Source organism: Stenotrophomonas sp. HMWF003 (genome assembly GCF_003061285.1).
GTDB classification, from domain to species: Bacteria; Pseudomonadota; Gammaproteobacteria; order Xanthomonadales; family Xanthomonadaceae; genus Stenotrophomonas; species Stenotrophomonas maltophilia_AP.
Genome location: NZ_QAIW01000201.1, coordinates 1 through 16,957 on the forward strand (window position 1 = coordinate 1; position 16,957 = coordinate 16,957).

The following is a 16,957-nucleotide window of genomic DNA, read 5'->3' on the forward strand; positions in this document are numbered from 1 at the left end:
CCGCCTGCGTACCGCGCTGGCGGGTGCGACGCTCACGATTGGACCGCCCGATGCGGCCCACGCCGTGTGGTGCGACGAGGAAGGACGCACTACGCCGGCACGTCGGGACAGCGTGGGCGGTTGGCACTGTCCGGACCGGCCCGGTTACTGGACGCTGCGCGTGGGCGCGGACGAACACGCCGTTGCGATCGCGCCGGCCCGCTGTTTCAGCGTGGCCGATGCCAGCGGTACGCCCACGCCGCGCCGCTGGGGTGCCACCCTGCAGGTGTATGCGGGGCGGTCGCGCGCCGACGCCGGCATTGGCGACAGCGACGGGGTGGCCGCGTGGTGCCGACGCGTGCATGCCGCCGGGGGCGATGCGCTGGCGCTCAGCCCACTGCATGCGGCCGGCCGGATCGAACCTCTTTTCAGCCCGTACTCGCCCAGCGACCGGCGCTTCCTGGAGCCGGTGTATACCGCGCCGCCGCCGTGGGTACAGGCCGACGACGTGGATAACCAGGCACCGATGCCACCGCCAGATGGCCTGATCGACTGGGCGGGCGCGGCGGCGTTCAAATGGGCGCGCCTGTCGCGCTGGTTCGAGGCCATGCAGGATGCGCCGCAGGATCTGCAGGCGGCGCTGCATCACCATCAGCAGGCAGGGGGCAGGGCGCTGGCGCGCTTTGCGTCCTTCAACGCGGCGGCGCTGGGCCAGCCCGACCCGGCGTTGCAGTGCTTTGCGCAGTGGCTGTCGACCCGAAGCTGGGCGCAGGTGCAGCAGCGTGCGCGCACGCGCGGGATGGCACTCGGGCTGATCGCCGACCTCGCGGTGGGCTTCGTGCCGGACGGCGCCGAAGCGGCGGCTGCGGGCGACACCGCGCTGCGCGGGCTGGTATTGGGTGCACCGCCGGATGCGTTCGCACCGCACGGGCAGGTGTGGGGCGTAAGCAGCTACTCGCCCGATGGATTGCGGCGCACCGGGTTTGCGCCCTTCATTGCACTGCTGCGCGCGGTCATGCGGGATCGTGGCGGCGTGCGCATCGATCACATCCTGGGCCTGCAGCGGCTGTGGGTGGTGCCGCACGGGGCTGGGTCGGGCGAGGGTGCGTACCTGCGCTATCCGCTGGACGACCTGTTGAACCTGCTGGCGCTGGAGTCATGGCGGCACCGCTGCATCGTCATCGGCGAAGACCTTGGCGTGGTGCCCGACGGCATCCGCCAGCGGCTTGCCGAGCGCGGCGTGATGGGCATGGACGTGCTTGCCTTCTCCCGTGCCAGCGACGGTGAATTCCTGCCGCCCAACCTGTGGCGCACGATGGCCGTGGCCACCACCGGCACCCACGATCTGCCGACGCTGGCAGGCTGGCAGCGCGGCGAAGACATTGCGGTGCGTGCGCGGCTGGCCAACGACAGCGACGACGTCACCGCGGCGGCCATGGCGCGGCGCCGCCAGGAAGCCGCGCAGCTCGCCGTTGCGGTGGGGGCCGACCAGGCATGCCCGGACACCCTGCACGATGCCGCGATTGCGTTCGTCGCCACCGGCCCCGCACCGTTGGCGCTGCTGCCGGTGGAAGACGCGCTGGGGCTGCGCGAGCAGGTGAACCTGCCGGGTACCGTGGCGGTGTATCCCAACTGGCGCCACCGCCTGCCGCAGCCGCTCCCGCGCCACCTGCTGCACGCGGCGCTGCGCCGGTTTGCCGCCGCGCGCGGAAAGGAGGATTGAGATGGTGCCGTTCCGGGCTACCGCACGGGTGCAGCTGCATGCCGGCTTCACCTTCGAGGCTGCGCAGGCCCAGCTTGGGTACTACGCGGACCTGGGCATCAGCCATTTGTACCTGTCGCCGATTGCCAGTGCCGTGGCCGGTTCCAGCCACGGCTACGACGTGATCGATCCGGCGACGGTCAACCCGGCACTGGGCGGTGAGCCTGCGCTGATCCGGTTGGCCGAGCAGGCGCGCAGGCATGGCATGGGGCTGATCGTGGACATCGTGCCCAACCACGTGGCCGCGCACCCGAGCAACCCGTACTGGGCCGATGTGCTCACCCACGGCCAGGCCAGCCGGTATGCCGCCTGGTTCGACATCGACTGGAACGCGCCCGGCCGCGACGGGAAACTGTGGCTGCCGGTGCTCGACCGCCCGCTGGCGGCGGCGCTTGCCGACGGCGTGCTCAAGGTGGAGCGTGATGCACACGGCACCGCCTGGCTGGTGTTGCCGGAGGGCCGCTATCCGCTGGCCCCCGAGACCCAGGCCGACGCCACGCCCGGCATGCCGGCCCGCGCGTTGGCCGCGGTGCTGGCGCGCCAGGCCTACCGGCTGGCGTGGTGGCGCAGCGGCGATGCGCAGGTGAATTACCGGCGGTTCTTCACCATCAGCGCGCTGGCGGCACTGCAGATGGAGCGCACGGAGGTATTCACGGCGGTGCATGCGTTGCCGTTGCGGCTGGCCGCTGACGGTGTCATCGACGGGGTGCGGGTTGACCATGTGGATGGCCTGCGCGATCCGACCCGCTACCTGCGCACGCTGCGCACCGCGCTTGACGCGGCGGGCGCGGCGCGGCAGCTGGCGCCGGGCACGCTGGGGCTGTGGGTGGAGAAGATCCGGGGCCCTGACGAGCAATTGCCTGCCCACTGGCCGTGCGATGGCAGCACCGGTTATGACGCCATGGACCAGGTGGGCGGACTGCTGCATGACATCGCCGGTGGCGCGAAGCTGGCTGCGCAGTGGCGGCAGGCCACGGCGGACCCGCGCGATGTGGGGCAGGTCGAGCGGCAGGCGCGCGTGGAGGTGCTGGCGAGCGGCCTGAAGGCGGAGTTCGACGCGCTGGTGGCCCTGCTGGCGAAAGTAGCCGACGAAGCCGGTGGACCGGCGGCAGATCTGGGCACGTCCCTGCTCGGCACCGCAGCGGCGCGGCTGCTGATTCACTTTCCGGTGTACCGCAGCTACCTGGACGACGAGGCGGCCACAGCGGCCGACCGTGGCCGCTGGCAGCAGGCGGCGCAGGCCGCCTGCGCCAGCGCCGACCCGGCAGTGACAACGGCGATCCAGCACATCCTGGGCTGGGTGCTGGCGCCGCTTGCAGTAGATGCACCGCCGACGCTGCGCGCGGCCTGCCTGCGCCTGCGCCAACAGGTCCAGCTGCTGAGCGCGCCGCTGACCGCCAAGGCAGTGGAAGACTGCAGCTTCTATCGCTACGCCGCCCAGTTGTCGCGCAACGAGGTCGGCAGCGATCCCGCCGTGCTGGGACTGCCGGTGGCGGATTTCCACGCGCGCGCGGCCGAGCGCGGGCGATCCCACCCGCGTGCATTGCTGGCCACGGCCACGCATGACCACAAGCGCGGTGAAGATGCGCGGATGCGCCTGGCAGTGGTGTCCCACTGGCCGGAATGGTGGCATACGCACGTGCGCCGCTTCGAACGCCTTGCCGCGCCCCTCGGTGCGGCCGCGATGCATCCTGCCGACCGGCTGATGCTGTGGCAGACCCTGGTGTCGGCCTGGCCGGCCGAGGCGGAGCTGGTCCCGGACGGCTTCGCGCAGCGTGTGGCCGAATGGCAACGCAAGGCCCTGCGCGAAGGGGGCCTGCGCAGTAGTTGGCGCGACCCGGACGCCGCGTATGAGCACGCGGCCAGTACGCTGCTGGACACCGTGTTCAGCGCACCCGCCGCGCAGCCGCTGCGGCAGGCGCTATGCGCAACGGTGACACGGCTGGCGCCGGCCGGGGCGCGCCTGAGCCTGGTGCAGGCGGCACTGCGCCTGACGATTCCCGGCGTGCCGGACCTGTACCAAGGCACCGAAGGCTGGGATCTGTCGCTGGTCGACCCGGACAACCGTCGCCCCGTGGACTACACCACGCGCCGCGCGTGGCTCGACGAGACGCGGCGCTGGCCACAGCTGCTGGTGGCCTGGCATGACGGCGCAGTCAAGGCGCGGCTGCTGCACGCGTTGTTGCAGGTGCGGCGCGCGATGCCCGCACTGTTCGCGCACGGCGACTACCAGCCGCTGCCCACCACCGCACCCGACCGCGTGCTGGCGCTGTGCCGCCAGCATCAGGGCCAGCGCCTGGTGCTGGTGGTGGCCATCGGAATGAGCGCCGGGCCGGCTACCCACGCCACTGCCGCGTTGCCGGCGCGGTTCTGGGGAGGCGCCCGGGTCAGCGTCCCGCCCGGGCGCTATCGCAACGTACTCACCGGTCAGACTGTAGATAGTCAGACCGCCTCTGTTCCGTTGCGGGTGCTGTCTGCGGACAGCCCCGTAACCCTGTTGATCCACTACTGAAGCCGGGACCCATGGAAGAGCACGAACGACGCGAACGCATTGCAGAACTGGCGCGACAGATCTGGGAGGCCGAGGGCCGCCCGGACGGACAAAGCACGCGCCATTGGCTGATGGCCGAGCGATTGCTCGAGGCCGAACTGAAGGCGGCGGCCGGCAAGGAGCCGCGCCGATGAGCCCGCTTCCCTCGGTGCAGACCTCGCGCGTGCGCGCCGGCCGCCCCTTTCCGCTCGGCGCCACCTGGGACGGGGTAGGGGTCAACTTCTCGCTCTACAGCCGCCACGCCACCCGCGTGGAGCTGTGCCTGTTCAACGAGCGCGGACGCGAGGTGGAGCGGATCGTGCTGCCTGAGTACACCGACGAGATATGGCATGGCTACCTGCCCGACGCGCGTCCGGGCCAGCGCTATGGGTACCGCGTGGATGGCCCCTACGCGCCCGAGGCAGGCCACCGTTTCAATCCCCACAAGCTGCTGCTGGACCCGTACGCCCGCCAGGTGGTGGGCCACCTGAAGTGGGCCCCGGCGTTGTTCGGCTACACCGTTGGCCATCGCGACAAAGACCTGAGTTTCGACAAACGCGATAGCGCGCCCTTCATGCCCAAGTGCGCGGTGGTCGATCCGGCCTTCACCTGGGGGCGCGACCGTCCGCCGGGCGTCTCATGGGAAGACACCGTGATCTACGAGGCACACGTGCGCGGCCTGTCGATGCTGCACCCGGACATCGCCGAATCGGCGCGGGGCACGTTCTCCGCACTCAAGCACGACAGCCTGCTGGACCACCTCAAGCACCTGGGCGCCACCGCGCTGGAACTGCTGCCCGTGCACGCCCACGTGGACGACCAGCACCTGCTCGAGCGTGGCCTGCGCAACTACTGGGGCTACAACACCCTGGCCTTCTTCGCGCCGGACCCGCGCTTGCTGGCCACCAACGCCATCGCCGAGTTCAAGCAGATGGTGGCCGGCGTGCATACGGCCGGGCTGGAAGTGATCCTGGACGTGGTCTACAACCACACCGCCGAAGGCAACGAGCTGGGCCCGACGCTGTCGTTCAAGGGCATCGACAATGCCAGCTACTACCGCCTGGCCGACAACCCGCGCTACTACGTCAACGACACCGGTACCGGCAACACCTTCGACCTGACCAACGCCGGTGCGTTGCGGATGGTGATGGATTCGCTGCGCTACTGGGTGCAGGACATGCACGTGGACGGCTTCCGCTTCGACCTGGCCACCATCCTGGGGCGCGAGCGCGAAGGGTTCGATCCGTCCGGCAGCTTCCTCGACGCGGTGCGCCAGGACCCGGTGCTGAGCCAGGTGAAGCTGATCGCCGAGCCGTGGGACATCGGCCCGGGCGGTTACCAACTGGGCCAGTTCCCCCCCGGATGGGCCGAATGGAACGACAAATTCCGTGACAACGTACGTGCACTGTGGCGGGGTGATGGCGGCCAGCTGCCCGAGTTCGCCACGCGCATCATGGGTTCGGCCGATCTGTTCAACCACAAGGGTCGGCGGCCGGCGGCGTCGGTCAATTTCGTGACCGCGCACGACGGGTTCACCCTGCACGATCTGGTCAGCTACAACGACAAGCACAACCAGGCCAACGGCGAGGACGGGCGCGACGGCAGCGACCACAACATCTCCTGGAACCACGGGGCCGAAGGGCCGAGCCAGGATCCGGATCTGCTGGCGCTGCGCGCGCGGCAGATGCGCAACCTGCTGGCCAGCCTGCTGTTCGCACAGGGCACGCCGATGCTGTTGGCCGGCGACGAGTTCGGGCGCACCCAGCAGGGCAACAACAATGCCTATTGCCAGGACAACCCGTTGACCTGGCTGGACTGGGCCGAAGCCGCCTCGGAGGCGGGCAAGCGCCAGACCGCATTCGTGCGCAAGGCACTGAAGCTTCGGCGGCGCTATCCCCACCTGCGCCGCGGACGCTTCCTGGACGCCCGCGACGGAGGCGATGGAGGTTCGGTGGAGTGGCTGCGCAGCGATGGGGCCGCCATGGGCGAGGCCGACTGGAACGATCCGGAGGCACGCGTGCTGATGCTCAAGATGGGCGGAAGCGATGTCGATGACGGTGAGCACGGCCCCGAACATGAAACCCTGCTGCTGGTGGTCAACGCCGGCCATGCCGAGGTCCGGTTCGCGGTGCCTGCGCCGGGCGACCGGCAGTGGCGCGTGCTGCTGTCCACCACGGCAGGGCAGGCACCGGTTCTGGACGAGGGCGGTGGGCTCGCGCTTCCTGACCGGAGCATGGCCCTGCTGGCCAGCCGTCCGGTGCGCGGTTGGGCTGCTCCGGCAGGGGGCTGAGGCACCGGATCGGGCGCGATGCAGGCAGGGTGCAAGAGGCGTTACATGAACGAGTCAGCTGTGTGGGCAATTGCTTCACATCAGACGCTTCACCGTACGCTCCTCAGCAACCTGAATTGATTTAAGCTCGCGTCCCGGCGCCCATTCAGGTGCGCCGGTCTGGCTCTCCACCTCTCTTTGCAGGAATTCCGCATGGCGGCTTTGCAGCAGCGCACGATCGACCTCATCCGAAGCCACCAGGAGACCCTGTTGGCCCAGTGGATGGACAGCCTTACCGGTGGTGGCCAGACCCAGGACGGGCGGTTGTCCGCCCGCGAACTGGATACGCAGGCCCGCGAGTTCTGGCGCCTGTTCCTGCAGGCGCTGTCGGTGGCCAACACGGGCAGCCTGATCGGCGCCGACTGGCAGGAGACCCGCCGTTTCCTTGAAGACCTCTCGCGCGACCGCGTGCTCAAGGGCTTCGACTCGGCCGAAACCGCCCGCTTCCTGTTCTCGCTCAAGCGCCCGTTGTTCGACCTCCTCCAACAGGGGTACGCCGACGACACGGCGCTGCTGGGCGACCAGCTGTGGGCGATCTCCGAACTGCTGGACCTGCTGGGCCTGCACAGCGTCAAGGCGTTCCAGAAGACCCGCGAAGACGTGATCCAGCGCCAGCAGGAAGAAATGCTGGAGCTGTCCACCCCGGTGGTGAAGCTGTGGGAAGGCGTGCTGGCGCTGCCGATGATCGGCACGCTGGATTCGCAGCGCACCCAGGTGGTGATGGAATCGCTGCTGCAGCGGATCGTCGATACCGGCTCGGAAATCGCCATCATCGACATCACCGGCGTGCCCACCGTGGACACCCTGGTGGCCCAGCACCTGCTCAAGACGGTCACCGCCATCCGCCTGATGGGCGCCGACGCCATCATCAGCGGTGTGCGGCCGCAGATTGCCCAGACCATCGTGCACCTCGGCCTGGACCTGCAGGGCATCGTGACCAAGGCCAACCTGGCCGACGCGCTGGCGTTGGCGCTCAAGCGCACCGGGCAGACGGTGGTACGGGCAGAGCGCTGATATGGAACGCATTCCGATTCTGCAGATGGGCGATCTGCTGCTGGTGACCATCCAGGTGGACATGCATGACCAGCTGGCGCTGACCCTGCAGGACGACCTGAGCGAGAAGATCCGTCGCACCTCCGCGCGCGGCGTGCTGATCGACATCTCGGCACTGGATATCGTCGATTCCTTCATCGGGCGCATGATCTCCACCATCTCCTCCATCGCCCGGATCATGGATGCCACCACCGTCGTGGTGGGCATGCAGCCGGCGGTGGCGATCACGCTGGTGGAGCTGGGGCTCACCCTCAGCGGCGTGCGTACCGCGCTCAACGTCGAGCGCGGCATGAAGCTGCTGCAGCGCACCGACGAAGACCTGCCATGACCGCGCCGACCGGTGTGTTGCCGATCCGCGTCGAGCAGGATGTGGTGCTGGCACGCCAGGCTGCGCGCCAGGTGGCGGTGGCCTGCAAGCTGCGGTTGATCGACCAGACCAAACTGGTGACCGCTGCCAGCGAGCTGGCACGCAATGCGGTGATCTACGGCGGCGGCGGCACCATGGCCTGGGAAATCCTGGAAAGCGGCCTGCGCAAGGGCGTGCGCCTGGTCTTCACCGACCAGGGGCCCGGCATTCCCGATCTGGCCCAGGCCCTCACCGATGGCTGGTCGTCCGGCTCGGGCATGGGCCTGGGGCTGTCCGGTTCGCGCCGGCTGGTGGACGACTTCGAGCTGGACAGCGCGCCAGGCGAAGGCACGCGCATTGCCATCACCAAATGGACCTGAACTTCACCGGCCAGGTGACCCGGGTGGTGGCGGTCGAGGAGGTCTCGCAGGTTGGACAGGCCCGGCGCGAAGCGCTGGCCCTGGCCGAACATGCCGGGTTTGACGAGATGGATGCCGGGCGCGTGGCCCTGGCCGCTACCGAACTGGCCACCAACGTGATCAAGCATGGTCGCGGCGGGCGCATGTACCTGTCGTTGGTCTGCGGCCGCAGTGGCCGCGGCGTGGAGCTGTGCACGCTCGATGCCGGCCCCGGCTTCTCGCTCTCCGAATGCCTCCCCGACGGCGTCTCCACCGGCGGAACACAGGGGCTGGGGCTGGGCGCCATCCGCCGCCAGGCAACGGTGCTCGATGCCTGGTCCGATGCACGCGGCGCGGTGATCGTGGCCCGCATTTACCCAAGCCGGTCCGCGCCGGACATCGACCTGGCCTACGGCGCGCTGCGCATTCCCATGCGCCATGAAGTGGCCTGCGGCGATGGCTGGCACCTGCGCGCCGATGGGCACAACACCGTAGTGACCCTGATCGATGGACTGGGCCATGGCCTGCCGGCGGCCGATGCCGCCCAGGCCGGCACGGCCGCCATGGCCAGCGCCTCGGGCTTCGACGCCGCCACGCTGATCGGCGCGATGCATGCCGGCATGTCCGGCAGCCGCGGCGGTGCCGCCGCCGTGGCGTGTGTCGGACCGGGTGCGCAGAACGTGCAGTTCGCCGGCATCGGCAACATTGCCGCCTCGCTGTGCGAGCCCACCGGCTCGCGCGGGATGGCCTCGCACCCGGGCATCGTCGGGGTGCAGTTCCGCAAGGCACAACCCTTCCACTTTCACACCCCTGCAGGCACGCTGCTGGTCATGCACAGTGACGGACTGCAGGCGCGCTGGAGCCTGCGCGACTACCCCGGCCTGGTCCATCGCCACCCGGCGTTGATCGTAGCGGTACTGCAGCGTGATTTCGACCGCGGCCGCGACGATGTCGGCATCGTTGCGCTGCGTCTTGGAGATATACATTGATGTCCACTGCCAACGATCAGCAGATGCAGCAGCTGCGCATGGAAGCCGACGCGCTGCGCGCCGAACTGGACGAAACCAACCAGGGCGTGCTGGCGCTGTACGCCGAGCTGGACCAGCAGGCCGAGCAGCTGCGCGAGGTCTCCGAGCTGAAAAGCCGGTTCCTGTCCTACATGAGCCACGAATTCCGCACGCCGCTGGGCTCTATCCTGAGCATGACGCGCCTGCTGGAAGACGGCATGGACGGTCCGCTCACCGACGAACAGCGCCGCCAGGTGCGCTTCATCAGCGCCTCCACCAGCGAGCTGCGCGAGATGGTGGACGACCTGCTGGACCTGGCCAAGATCGAGGCCGGCCGCATCACCATTTCGCCGGCCTGGTTCGACCTGATGGACCTGTTCTCGGCGCTGCGCGGCATGTTCCGCCCGCTGGTGGAAGGGGACAGGCTGGACCTGCTGTTCGAGGACCCGCCGGCGTTGCCCATGCTGTACACCGATGACAAGAAGCTGGCGCAGATCCTGCGCAACTTCATTTCCAACGCCCTGAAGTTCACGCCCAACGGGCAGGTCGTGGTCTCGGCCCGCATGCAGGGCGACGATTCGGTGCGCTTCAGCGTGCGCGACACCGGCATCGGCATTCCGGCCGAGCTGCAATCCACCCTGTTCGAGGATTTCGTCCAGGTGGATACCCCGCTGCAGAAGCGCCTGCGCGGCACCGGCCTGGGGCTGTCGCTGTGCAAGCGGTTTGCCGAGCTGCTGGGCGGCCATGTGGGCGTGGACAGCGTGGTCGGCGAAGGCTCGGATTTCTACGTTGTGCTGCCCTACAAGCTTGCCGAGGAGGCGCCCCGTGCCGAACTCTGATCGCATCCTGGTGGTGGATGACAACGCCGCAACCCGCTATGCGGTGCGGCGCGTGCTCGAGCACCACGGCTACAAGGTCGAAGAGGCCGGTACCGGCGGCGAAGGGCTGGCACAGCTGGCCCGCCAGGATTTCGGCGCGCTGGTGCTGGACGTCAACCTGCCGGACATGAGCGGGTTCGACGTGGTGCGGCAGCTGCGCGACGACCCGCGCATGCGGCTGCTGCCGGTGGTGCACGTGTCGGCGGCCTCGATCGCCACCGGGGACCTCATCACCGGCCTGAACGCCGGCGCGGATGCCTACCTGATCCACCCGGTGGATCCTGACGTACTGCTGGCCACGCTGCGCACGCTGCTGCGCGCGCGCCGCTCGGAAGAAGCACTGCGCGAGGCCGAAGCACGCTTTGGCGAGATATTCCGCCAGATCAACGCGCCGATCGCGGTACTCGACGCCGACCTGCGCTACCACGATGCCAACGACGCCTTCGTGCGGCTGCTCGGTGAAGACCGGGCGCCGGGCCGACTGGATGCGCTGCTGGCTGACCAGATCATGCCGTTGAGCGCACTGAAGGTTGCGCTGGCCGAGGGCGAGCGCTGGCAGGGCACCCTCACCCTGCGCGCGGGTGCATCGACGCGGATCACCGAATGGCGCGTCACGCCGTACCGTGCGCCGGGCCAGGGCCTGGTGCTGATCCAGGACACCACCGAACGCCACGCGCGCGAGACCGAGCAGCGCCAGGAACTGGAAAGCGCGACCTCGGAACTGGCCTTCCAGATCGCAGAACGCCAGCGCACCGAGGTCGAGCTGCTGCAGGCGCAGAAGATGGATTCGCTGGGCCAGCTCACCGGCGGCATCGCGCACGACTTCAACAACCTGCTGACAACGATCATCTCCGGCCTGGACATGATCGAGATTGCCGTGGCCCGGGGTACCTGGGACAAGGCATCGCGCTATGTCGATATCGCCACGGCCTCGGCGCATCGCGCCGCCGCCCTGACCCAGCGCATGCTGGCCTTCGCACGCAAGCAGCCGCTCGACCCGCAGACCTTCGACGTGGTGGCGCGGATCCGCTCGCTGGAAGACATGCTGCGCCGGTCGATCGGCGAGAACATCGAGCTGGAACTGGAGCTGGGCGCGCAGCCCATGGTGGCCGTGGCCGATCCGAACCAGTTCGAGAACGTGATCCTCAACCTGGTGATCAACGCGCGCGATGCGCTGGCCGGCCAGGGGCTGATCCGGATCCGGGCCGGTCGCACCCTGGTGGAACGCGACCATGAGCTGGCCCCCGGGCACTACATCAGCGTGAAGGTGCTCGACAACGGCACCGGCATTCCGCTGGAGCTGCTCACCAAGGTTTTCGAGCCGTTCTTCACCACCAAGCCGCAGGGCGAGGGCACCGGGCTGGGCTTGTCGATGACGTACGGGTTTGCCCGGCAGTCGGGCGGCAGTGCGCGTATCGCCAGCGAGCGCGGGGAAGGTACCGAGATCGAACTTCTGCTGCCCGAGGGCCAGCTGCTGAGTCCCGAACAGACGCCGCAGCCCACCCAGGTGCCGCGCGGACGGTCCGAGCGCATCCTGCTGGTGGACGACACCGACTCGGTGCGCATGATGGTGCGCGAGATGCTGGTGGAGTCGGGCTACCAGGTGGTGGAGGCGATCAACGCGCAACAGGCGCTGCTGGAACTGCATTCCGAGCGCGGCATCGACCTGCTGCTCTCCGATGTGGGCCTGCCCGGCATGAACGGCCGCGAGCTGGGCGATGCGGCGCGTGCATTGCGCCCGCAGTTGCCGGTCCTGTTCATCACCGGCTATACCGAGAGCGCCGTCGTGCGCAACGATTTCCTGGGCACCGGCATGGCCTTGCTGCCCAAGCCGTTCAGCGTCAACGAACTGCTGCGCAGCGTGCGCCAGATGCTGCCGGTCGTCTGATCGACGGGCCGGTTCAGGGCGACGGACGGGGCTCGCCGAGCGCCGCCCGTCGCGCGCGGAACACCTCCGGCGTCTGCGGCTTCACGAACAACGCCACCAGCTCGGGGTACTCGGCCTTCACTGCCTTCTCGATGCGGGTGATGCACGCCTCGATCTGCGGGGTGGTGCGGTCGTCCTCGAACTCGGCGCTCAGCATCGCCACCACCTGGTCAGGCCCCATCTGCATGGTGGTCACGCCGTTGGCGTTGCGCAGGTCCGGGTCGGTGTTGGCCACCGCCAGGATGCGGTTGGCCACGCTGGGATGGGCCGGCTCGCCCACCAGCAGCCCCTTGGTTTCGCGGGCGAGCAGGAAGGCGGTCACCGCCAGCACCGCGGCAATGCACAGCGAGGCCACGCCATCGAGCACCGGCATGTCCAGCAGCTGCGCGGCCAGCAGGCCGACCAGCGCAAAGCCCAGGCCCAGCAGCGCGGCGCTGTCTTCCAGCAGCACGGTGAAGGTGGTGGGGTCCTTGCTGCGGCGGAACGCCTCGAAGTAGCCCATCGTGCCCTTGGTGGCACGGAACTCGCGCAGCGCGATCCACCACGACGCGCCTTCAAACGCGATGGAGATGCCCAGCACCGAGTAGCTGATCAGGTGGTTGGTGGCGGGCTCGGGGTGGCGGATGTGCTGGATGCCTTCATACGCCGATACGCCGGCGCCGGCGGCGAACACCAGCAGGGCCACGATGAAGCTCCAGAAATACAGTTCACGCCCGTACCCGAACGGATGCACGGTGTCGGGCTTCTTCTCCGAGCGGCGCAGGCCATACAGCAACAGCACCTCGTTGATGGTGTCCACCAGCGAATGCACGCCTTCGCTGAGCATCGCCGAACTGCCCGACAGGCCGGCGGCCACGAACTTGGCGATGGCGATGCACAGGTTGCCTACCAGCGCGGCGTAGATGACCAGGCGGGAACCGGACGGCGCGGCCATGGCGGGAGGCTCAGTCGGCCGCGCGGTTGGAGGGTGGGCCATTGCGGCCGCGTTCGACGGCGTCGTGGACGCGTGCCACCAGCTCGTCGATGTTGAATGGCTTGCCGACAAAGGGAACGCCCTGATGCTGTTTGGGCACCATCTGCACATACACCGCCGAGGCGAACAGGAACGGGGTGCCGGTGCGGGCAAGGCGATCGGCCACGGGGAAGACCGGCCCGTCGCCGAGTTCGATGTCCAGTACGGCGGCATCGAAACGCTGGTACACCAGGGTGCCGAGTGCGTCGGTGACCGAGTACGCCGGTACCACGTCATAACCGGCCTGGCTGAGCACTTCGACGAACAACCGGGAAACGTCGATCTCGTCTTCCACAACCAGGACGACGCCACGCGAGGGGGGAATGCGAATACTACCGTTCATGGGGTTTTTACTGAGGGGGAACTTGATCCTGTGCCTGCCGATGTCAACGCAGCGCCAAGTTGTGTTATGTCGCCGTTGACAAAAGCATGCGGGCAACGCGGGTGCTAGTCGGTGCCTTCTTCGTCGTCCAGGCCGTCGCCATCCCACGCGGCGGCGCTGTTGTCGGCGCCTTCCGCGGCCGGGTCCAGCGGTTCCAGCAGGGTGTAATCGTCGCGCGTCGGATCACGGAACGCGCGGCTCACTGGATAGGCCTCCAGGGCCGGCGTGGCCGCCTGTGCCTGCAATGCGGCGGGCGTAGGCAAGGCACCGGACAGCCACGCCATCGCCACCGGCGCATCGATGAACACCGGGCCGTCGGGCGTGAGCGGGGCCGGGATACCGGGGTTCGGCGCGGTCAGCACGGTGAAGCTGTCGATCTCCTGCCCATCCTCACCGGCCCAGTGTTCCCACAGCCCGGCCGCCAGCAGCGCCAGGCCGTCGGTGCGTTGTACGAACAACGGCCACGGCGGGCGGCGCTGTCGATCCCATTTGTAATAGCCGGTCATGGCTACCACGCAGGGCCGCTGCTGCCAGGCCTGGGCAAAGATGCGGCTCTTGGCGGCGCGCTCCAGCCGCGCGGTCACGGTGGTGTAGGGCGTGGACGGCTGTTTGGACCAGCGCGGTATCAGGCCCCAGCGCATCTCCGCCGCCACCAGGCTGCCATCACCGTCGCGGGCCAGCACCGTGGCGCTGCCGTTCTTGCCGATGTTGTAGTGGTCCGGGGCGGCGGCAAGTGCATCGGCCAGCGAGGCCGGCAGTCCGTCGGGCAGCGAGGAAGGGTCGGCGATGGCTTGGGCGAAGCGGCGCATCCCCGCAGGGTACGGAGGCGGCTGTGAGCCGCCGGTCAGGGTGACGCGCCGATGACATGCAGGGGCGTCTAATCGACCCCATGGTCAACGGTTCCCTGCCTCTGTTACCCGACGCACGCGCAGTGGCGCGGCATTGCCGCACCTTCACTGCATTGGCGAGGATCGCCTGATGGCGCGGCGCAAGACCCTGACCCTGGCCACCTACAACGTCAATGGCATCGGCACACGGTTGCCGCACCTGCTGGCGTGGCTGGAGGCCGAGAAGCCCGATGTGGTGGCGCTGCAGGAACTGAAGGCGACCGACGCTGCGTTTCCGGTCGCCGAGCTGGAACAGGCGGGCTATGGCGCGTTGTGGCAGGGCGAGGCGCGCTGGAACGGCGTGGCGCTACTGGGCCGCGGCGTGACGCCGATTGAAAGTCGCCGGCGGTTGCCGGGCGAACCGGCCGACACCCAGAGCCGCTACCTGGAAGCGGCCATCCACGGCATCGTCGTAGCGGGCCTCTACCTGCCCAACGGCAATCCGCAACCGGGCCCGAAGTTCGACTACAAGCTGCGCTGGATGGAGCGCCTGATCAAACACGCCCGCAGCCTGGTGGCGCTGCCGCACCCGGTGGTGATCATGGGCGACTTCAACGTCATTCCCACCGACGCCGATGTGTACGACCCCAAGGCCTGGCGAAAAGATGCACTGCTGCAACCTGCGGTGCGCGATGCCTACGCGCGGCTGTTGGCGCAGGGATGGACCGACGCACTGCGTGCACGCCATCCCGACGAGACGATTTACACGTTCTGGGACTACTTCCGCCAGCACGCCGAGCGCGACCGTGGCCTGCGCATCGACCACCTGCTGCTCAACCCCGCACTGGCCGCCGGCCTGAAGGATGCGGGCGTGCACCGCTGGGTGCGTCTGCAGGACAAGGCCAGCGACCATGCGCCCACATGGGTGGTGGTGAACGCGCCTTGAGGCGATCATCTGTTCCGCCCATGCCCACTTCCACGCCCGACGCCACGCCATCACTGGCTGCCTTCGAACCGGCCACCCGCGCCTGGTTCACGTCCACGTTCGACGCCGCCACGCCGGTGCAGGCCGCCGCATGGGCCGCCATCGGGGCCGGTGACCACACGCTGGTGATCGCGCCGACCGGTTCGGGCAAGACCCTGGCCGCGTTCCTGCATGCCATCGACCGCCTGTTCCGGCTGCGCGCGCTGCAGCCGCGCGTGCCCGGCGACGGCACCGGCGTGCTCTACATCTCGCCGATCAAGGCGCTGGGCGCGGACGTACACCGCAACCTGCAGCTACCGCTGGAAGGCGTGAACGCACAGCGCGAGCAGCGGGGCGACCCGGCGCTGGCGCTGTCGGTGGCGATCCGCAGCGGCGATACCACCAGCGCCGAACGCGCGCGGCTGCTGCGGCGGCCGCCGGACATCCTGATCACCACGCCCGAATCGCTGTTCCTGATGCTCACCTCCAAGGCGCGCGACAGCCTGCGCGACGTGCATACGGTGATCATCGACGAGATCCACGCAGTGGCCGGCAGCAAACGCGGCACCCACCTGGCGCTGAGCCTGGAACGCCTGGACGCAGTGGCGCGGCAACCCGTGCAGCGCATCGGCCTGTCGGCCACGGTGCGTCCGGTGGAACAGGTGGCCGGCTTCCTGGGCGGCGACCGGCCGGTCACGGTGGTCAACCCGCCGTCGGACCGGCAACTGGACGTGCGCATCGTGGTGCCGGTGGAGGACATGGCCGATATTCCCTCGCCGGCGGGCGAGGGCGGCAATGCGCTGGCGGGCCGGGTCGGTTCGATCTGGCCGCATGTGGAAGCCAGCATCCTGGACCAGGTGCTGTCGCGACGCGCCACCATCGTGTTTGCCAACTCACGCGGCGTGGCCGAAAAACTCACCGCGCGGCTCAACGAGCTGTATGCAGACCGCGTCGCACGCGAACCGGGCCTGCACGTACCTCCTCAAGACGCACAGGACGCGCTGCCTGCAGATGGCCATTACGGTTCGTTCAACGGCGGCACTGCCGGGCGTGCGGCCGGGGCGGCGGCGCTGATCGCGCGTTCGCACCACGGCTCGGTGTCCAAGGAGCAGCGTCGCGAGATCGAACAGGCGCTGAAATCCGGCGAACTGCGCTGCGTGGTGGCCACCTCCAGTCTGGAGCTGGGCATCGATATGGGACGGGTCGACCTGGTGATCCAGGTGGCAGCGCCGCCGTCGGTGGCCAGTGCGCTGCAACGGGTAGGGCGCGCCAGCCACCAGGTCGGCGGCACCTCCACCGGGTTGGTGTACCCGCGCACGCGGCGCGACCTCATCGACGCCACCGTGGCCATCGAGCGCATGCTGGCCGGGCGCATCGAAGCGGTGGATCCGCCACAGAACCCGCTGGATGTACTGGCCCAGCAGACGGTGGCGGCGGCCGCCATGGACACCCTGCAGGTGGATGCGTGGTTCGCCCGCGTGCGCCGCGCCGCGCCCTATCGCACGCTGCCACGCAGTGCCTTCGATGCCACCCTGGGCATGCTGGCCGGCCGCTACCCCTCCG

The 16,957-nt window shown here is 68.9% G+C and carries 15 protein-coding genes; 12 read left to right on the top strand and 3 right to left on the bottom strand.

Annotated features, from left to right (window positions below):
• The 10 genes from malQ to DBR34_RS08250 form a co-directional block, all read left to right on the top strand.
• On the top strand, window positions 1-1,702 hold a 1,702-nt coding region (gene malQ, locus DBR34_RS08205; protein WP_308812521.1), incomplete at its 5' end, for a 4-alpha-glucanotransferase.
• A gap of 1 nt (window position 1,703) precedes the next feature.
• A complete protein-coding gene (gene treY / locus DBR34_RS08210; protein WP_128096426.1) occupies window positions 1,704-4,253 on the top strand; it encodes a malto-oligosyltrehalose synthase in 2,550 nt (849 codons plus the stop codon).
• Between the two features lie 11 nt (window positions 4,254-4,264).
• A complete protein-coding gene (locus DBR34_RS08215) occupies window positions 4,265-4,426 on the top strand; it encodes a DUF2934 domain-containing protein (RefSeq protein ID WP_128096427.1) in 162 nt (53 codons plus the stop codon).
• Window positions 4,423-6,561 carry a glycogen debranching protein GlgX gene (gene glgX / locus DBR34_RS08220; protein WP_128096428.1) on the top strand — a complete coding sequence of 713 codons (2,139 nt, stop codon included), beginning with the start codon at window positions 4,423-4,425 and terminating at the stop codon, window positions 6,559-6,561. The genes DBR34_RS08215 and glgX overlap by 4 nt, the downstream gene beginning before the upstream one ends.
• Window positions 6,562-6,753: 192 nt before the next feature.
• The gene (locus tag DBR34_RS08225) at window positions 6,754-7,614 is read left to right on the top strand and encodes an STAS domain-containing protein (protein WP_128096429.1); all 861 of its coding nucleotides are present in this window, start codon (window positions 6,754-6,756) and stop codon (window positions 7,612-7,614) included.
• Between the two features lies 1 nt (window position 7,615).
• Entirely contained in the window at window positions 7,616-7,981 is a 366-nt protein-coding gene (locus DBR34_RS08230; protein WP_128096430.1) for an STAS domain-containing protein, read from the top strand.
• Window positions 7,978-8,379, top strand: a complete 402-nt coding sequence (locus DBR34_RS08235; protein WP_128096431.1) for an ATP-binding protein — start codon at window positions 7,978-7,980, stop codon at window positions 8,377-8,379. The genes DBR34_RS08230 and DBR34_RS08235 overlap by 4 nt, the downstream gene beginning before the upstream one ends.
• A complete protein-coding gene (locus DBR34_RS08240; protein ID WP_128096432.1) occupies window positions 8,370-9,386 on the top strand; it encodes an ATP-binding protein in 1,017 nt (338 codons plus the stop codon). The genes DBR34_RS08235 and DBR34_RS08240 overlap by 10 nt, the downstream gene beginning before the upstream one ends.
• On the top strand, window positions 9,386-10,243 hold the full coding sequence (locus tag DBR34_RS08245) for an ATP-binding protein (protein ID WP_128096433.1): 858 nt from the start codon (window positions 9,386-9,388) through the stop codon (window positions 10,241-10,243). Before DBR34_RS08240 ends, DBR34_RS08245 begins: the two co-directional genes overlap by 1 nt.
• A complete protein-coding gene (locus DBR34_RS08250) occupies window positions 10,230-12,170 on the top strand; it encodes a response regulator (RefSeq protein WP_258223753.1) in 1,941 nt (646 codons plus the stop codon). Before DBR34_RS08245 ends, DBR34_RS08250 begins: the two co-directional genes overlap by 14 nt.
• 13 nt (window positions 12,171-12,183) lie before the next feature.
• On the opposite strand, the gene DBR34_RS08255 is transcribed toward DBR34_RS08250, so the two are convergent.
• From DBR34_RS08255 to DBR34_RS08265, 3 genes are all read right to left on the bottom strand, one after another.
• Entirely contained in the window at window positions 12,184-13,143 is a 960-nt protein-coding gene (locus DBR34_RS08255; RefSeq protein WP_128096435.1) for a cation diffusion facilitator family transporter, read from the bottom strand.
• Between the two features lie 10 nt (window positions 13,144-13,153).
• The gene (locus tag DBR34_RS08260; RefSeq protein ID WP_128096436.1) at window positions 13,154-13,564 is read right to left on the bottom strand and encodes a response regulator; all 411 of its coding nucleotides are present in this window, start codon (window positions 13,562-13,564) and stop codon (window positions 13,154-13,156) included.
• Between the two features lie 104 nt (window positions 13,565-13,668).
• On the bottom strand, window positions 13,669-14,412 hold the full coding sequence (locus tag DBR34_RS08265) for an SOS response-associated peptidase family protein (protein WP_128096437.1): 744 nt from the start codon (window positions 14,410-14,412) through the stop codon (window positions 13,669-13,671).
• Window positions 14,413-14,581: 169 nt separating this feature from the next.
• Between DBR34_RS08265 and xth the strand changes: the two genes are divergently transcribed.
• Together xth and DBR34_RS08275 are read left to right on the top strand one after the other, a co-directional pair.
• A complete protein-coding gene (xth, locus tag DBR34_RS08270; protein ID WP_128096438.1) occupies window positions 14,582-15,376 on the top strand; it encodes an exodeoxyribonuclease III in 795 nt (264 codons plus the stop codon).
• Window positions 15,377-15,396: 20 nt separating this feature from the next.
• Window positions 15,397-16,957: DEAD/DEAH box helicase (locus tag DBR34_RS08275; protein ID WP_219928237.1), on the top strand; the 1,561-nt coding region annotated here is incomplete at its 3' end.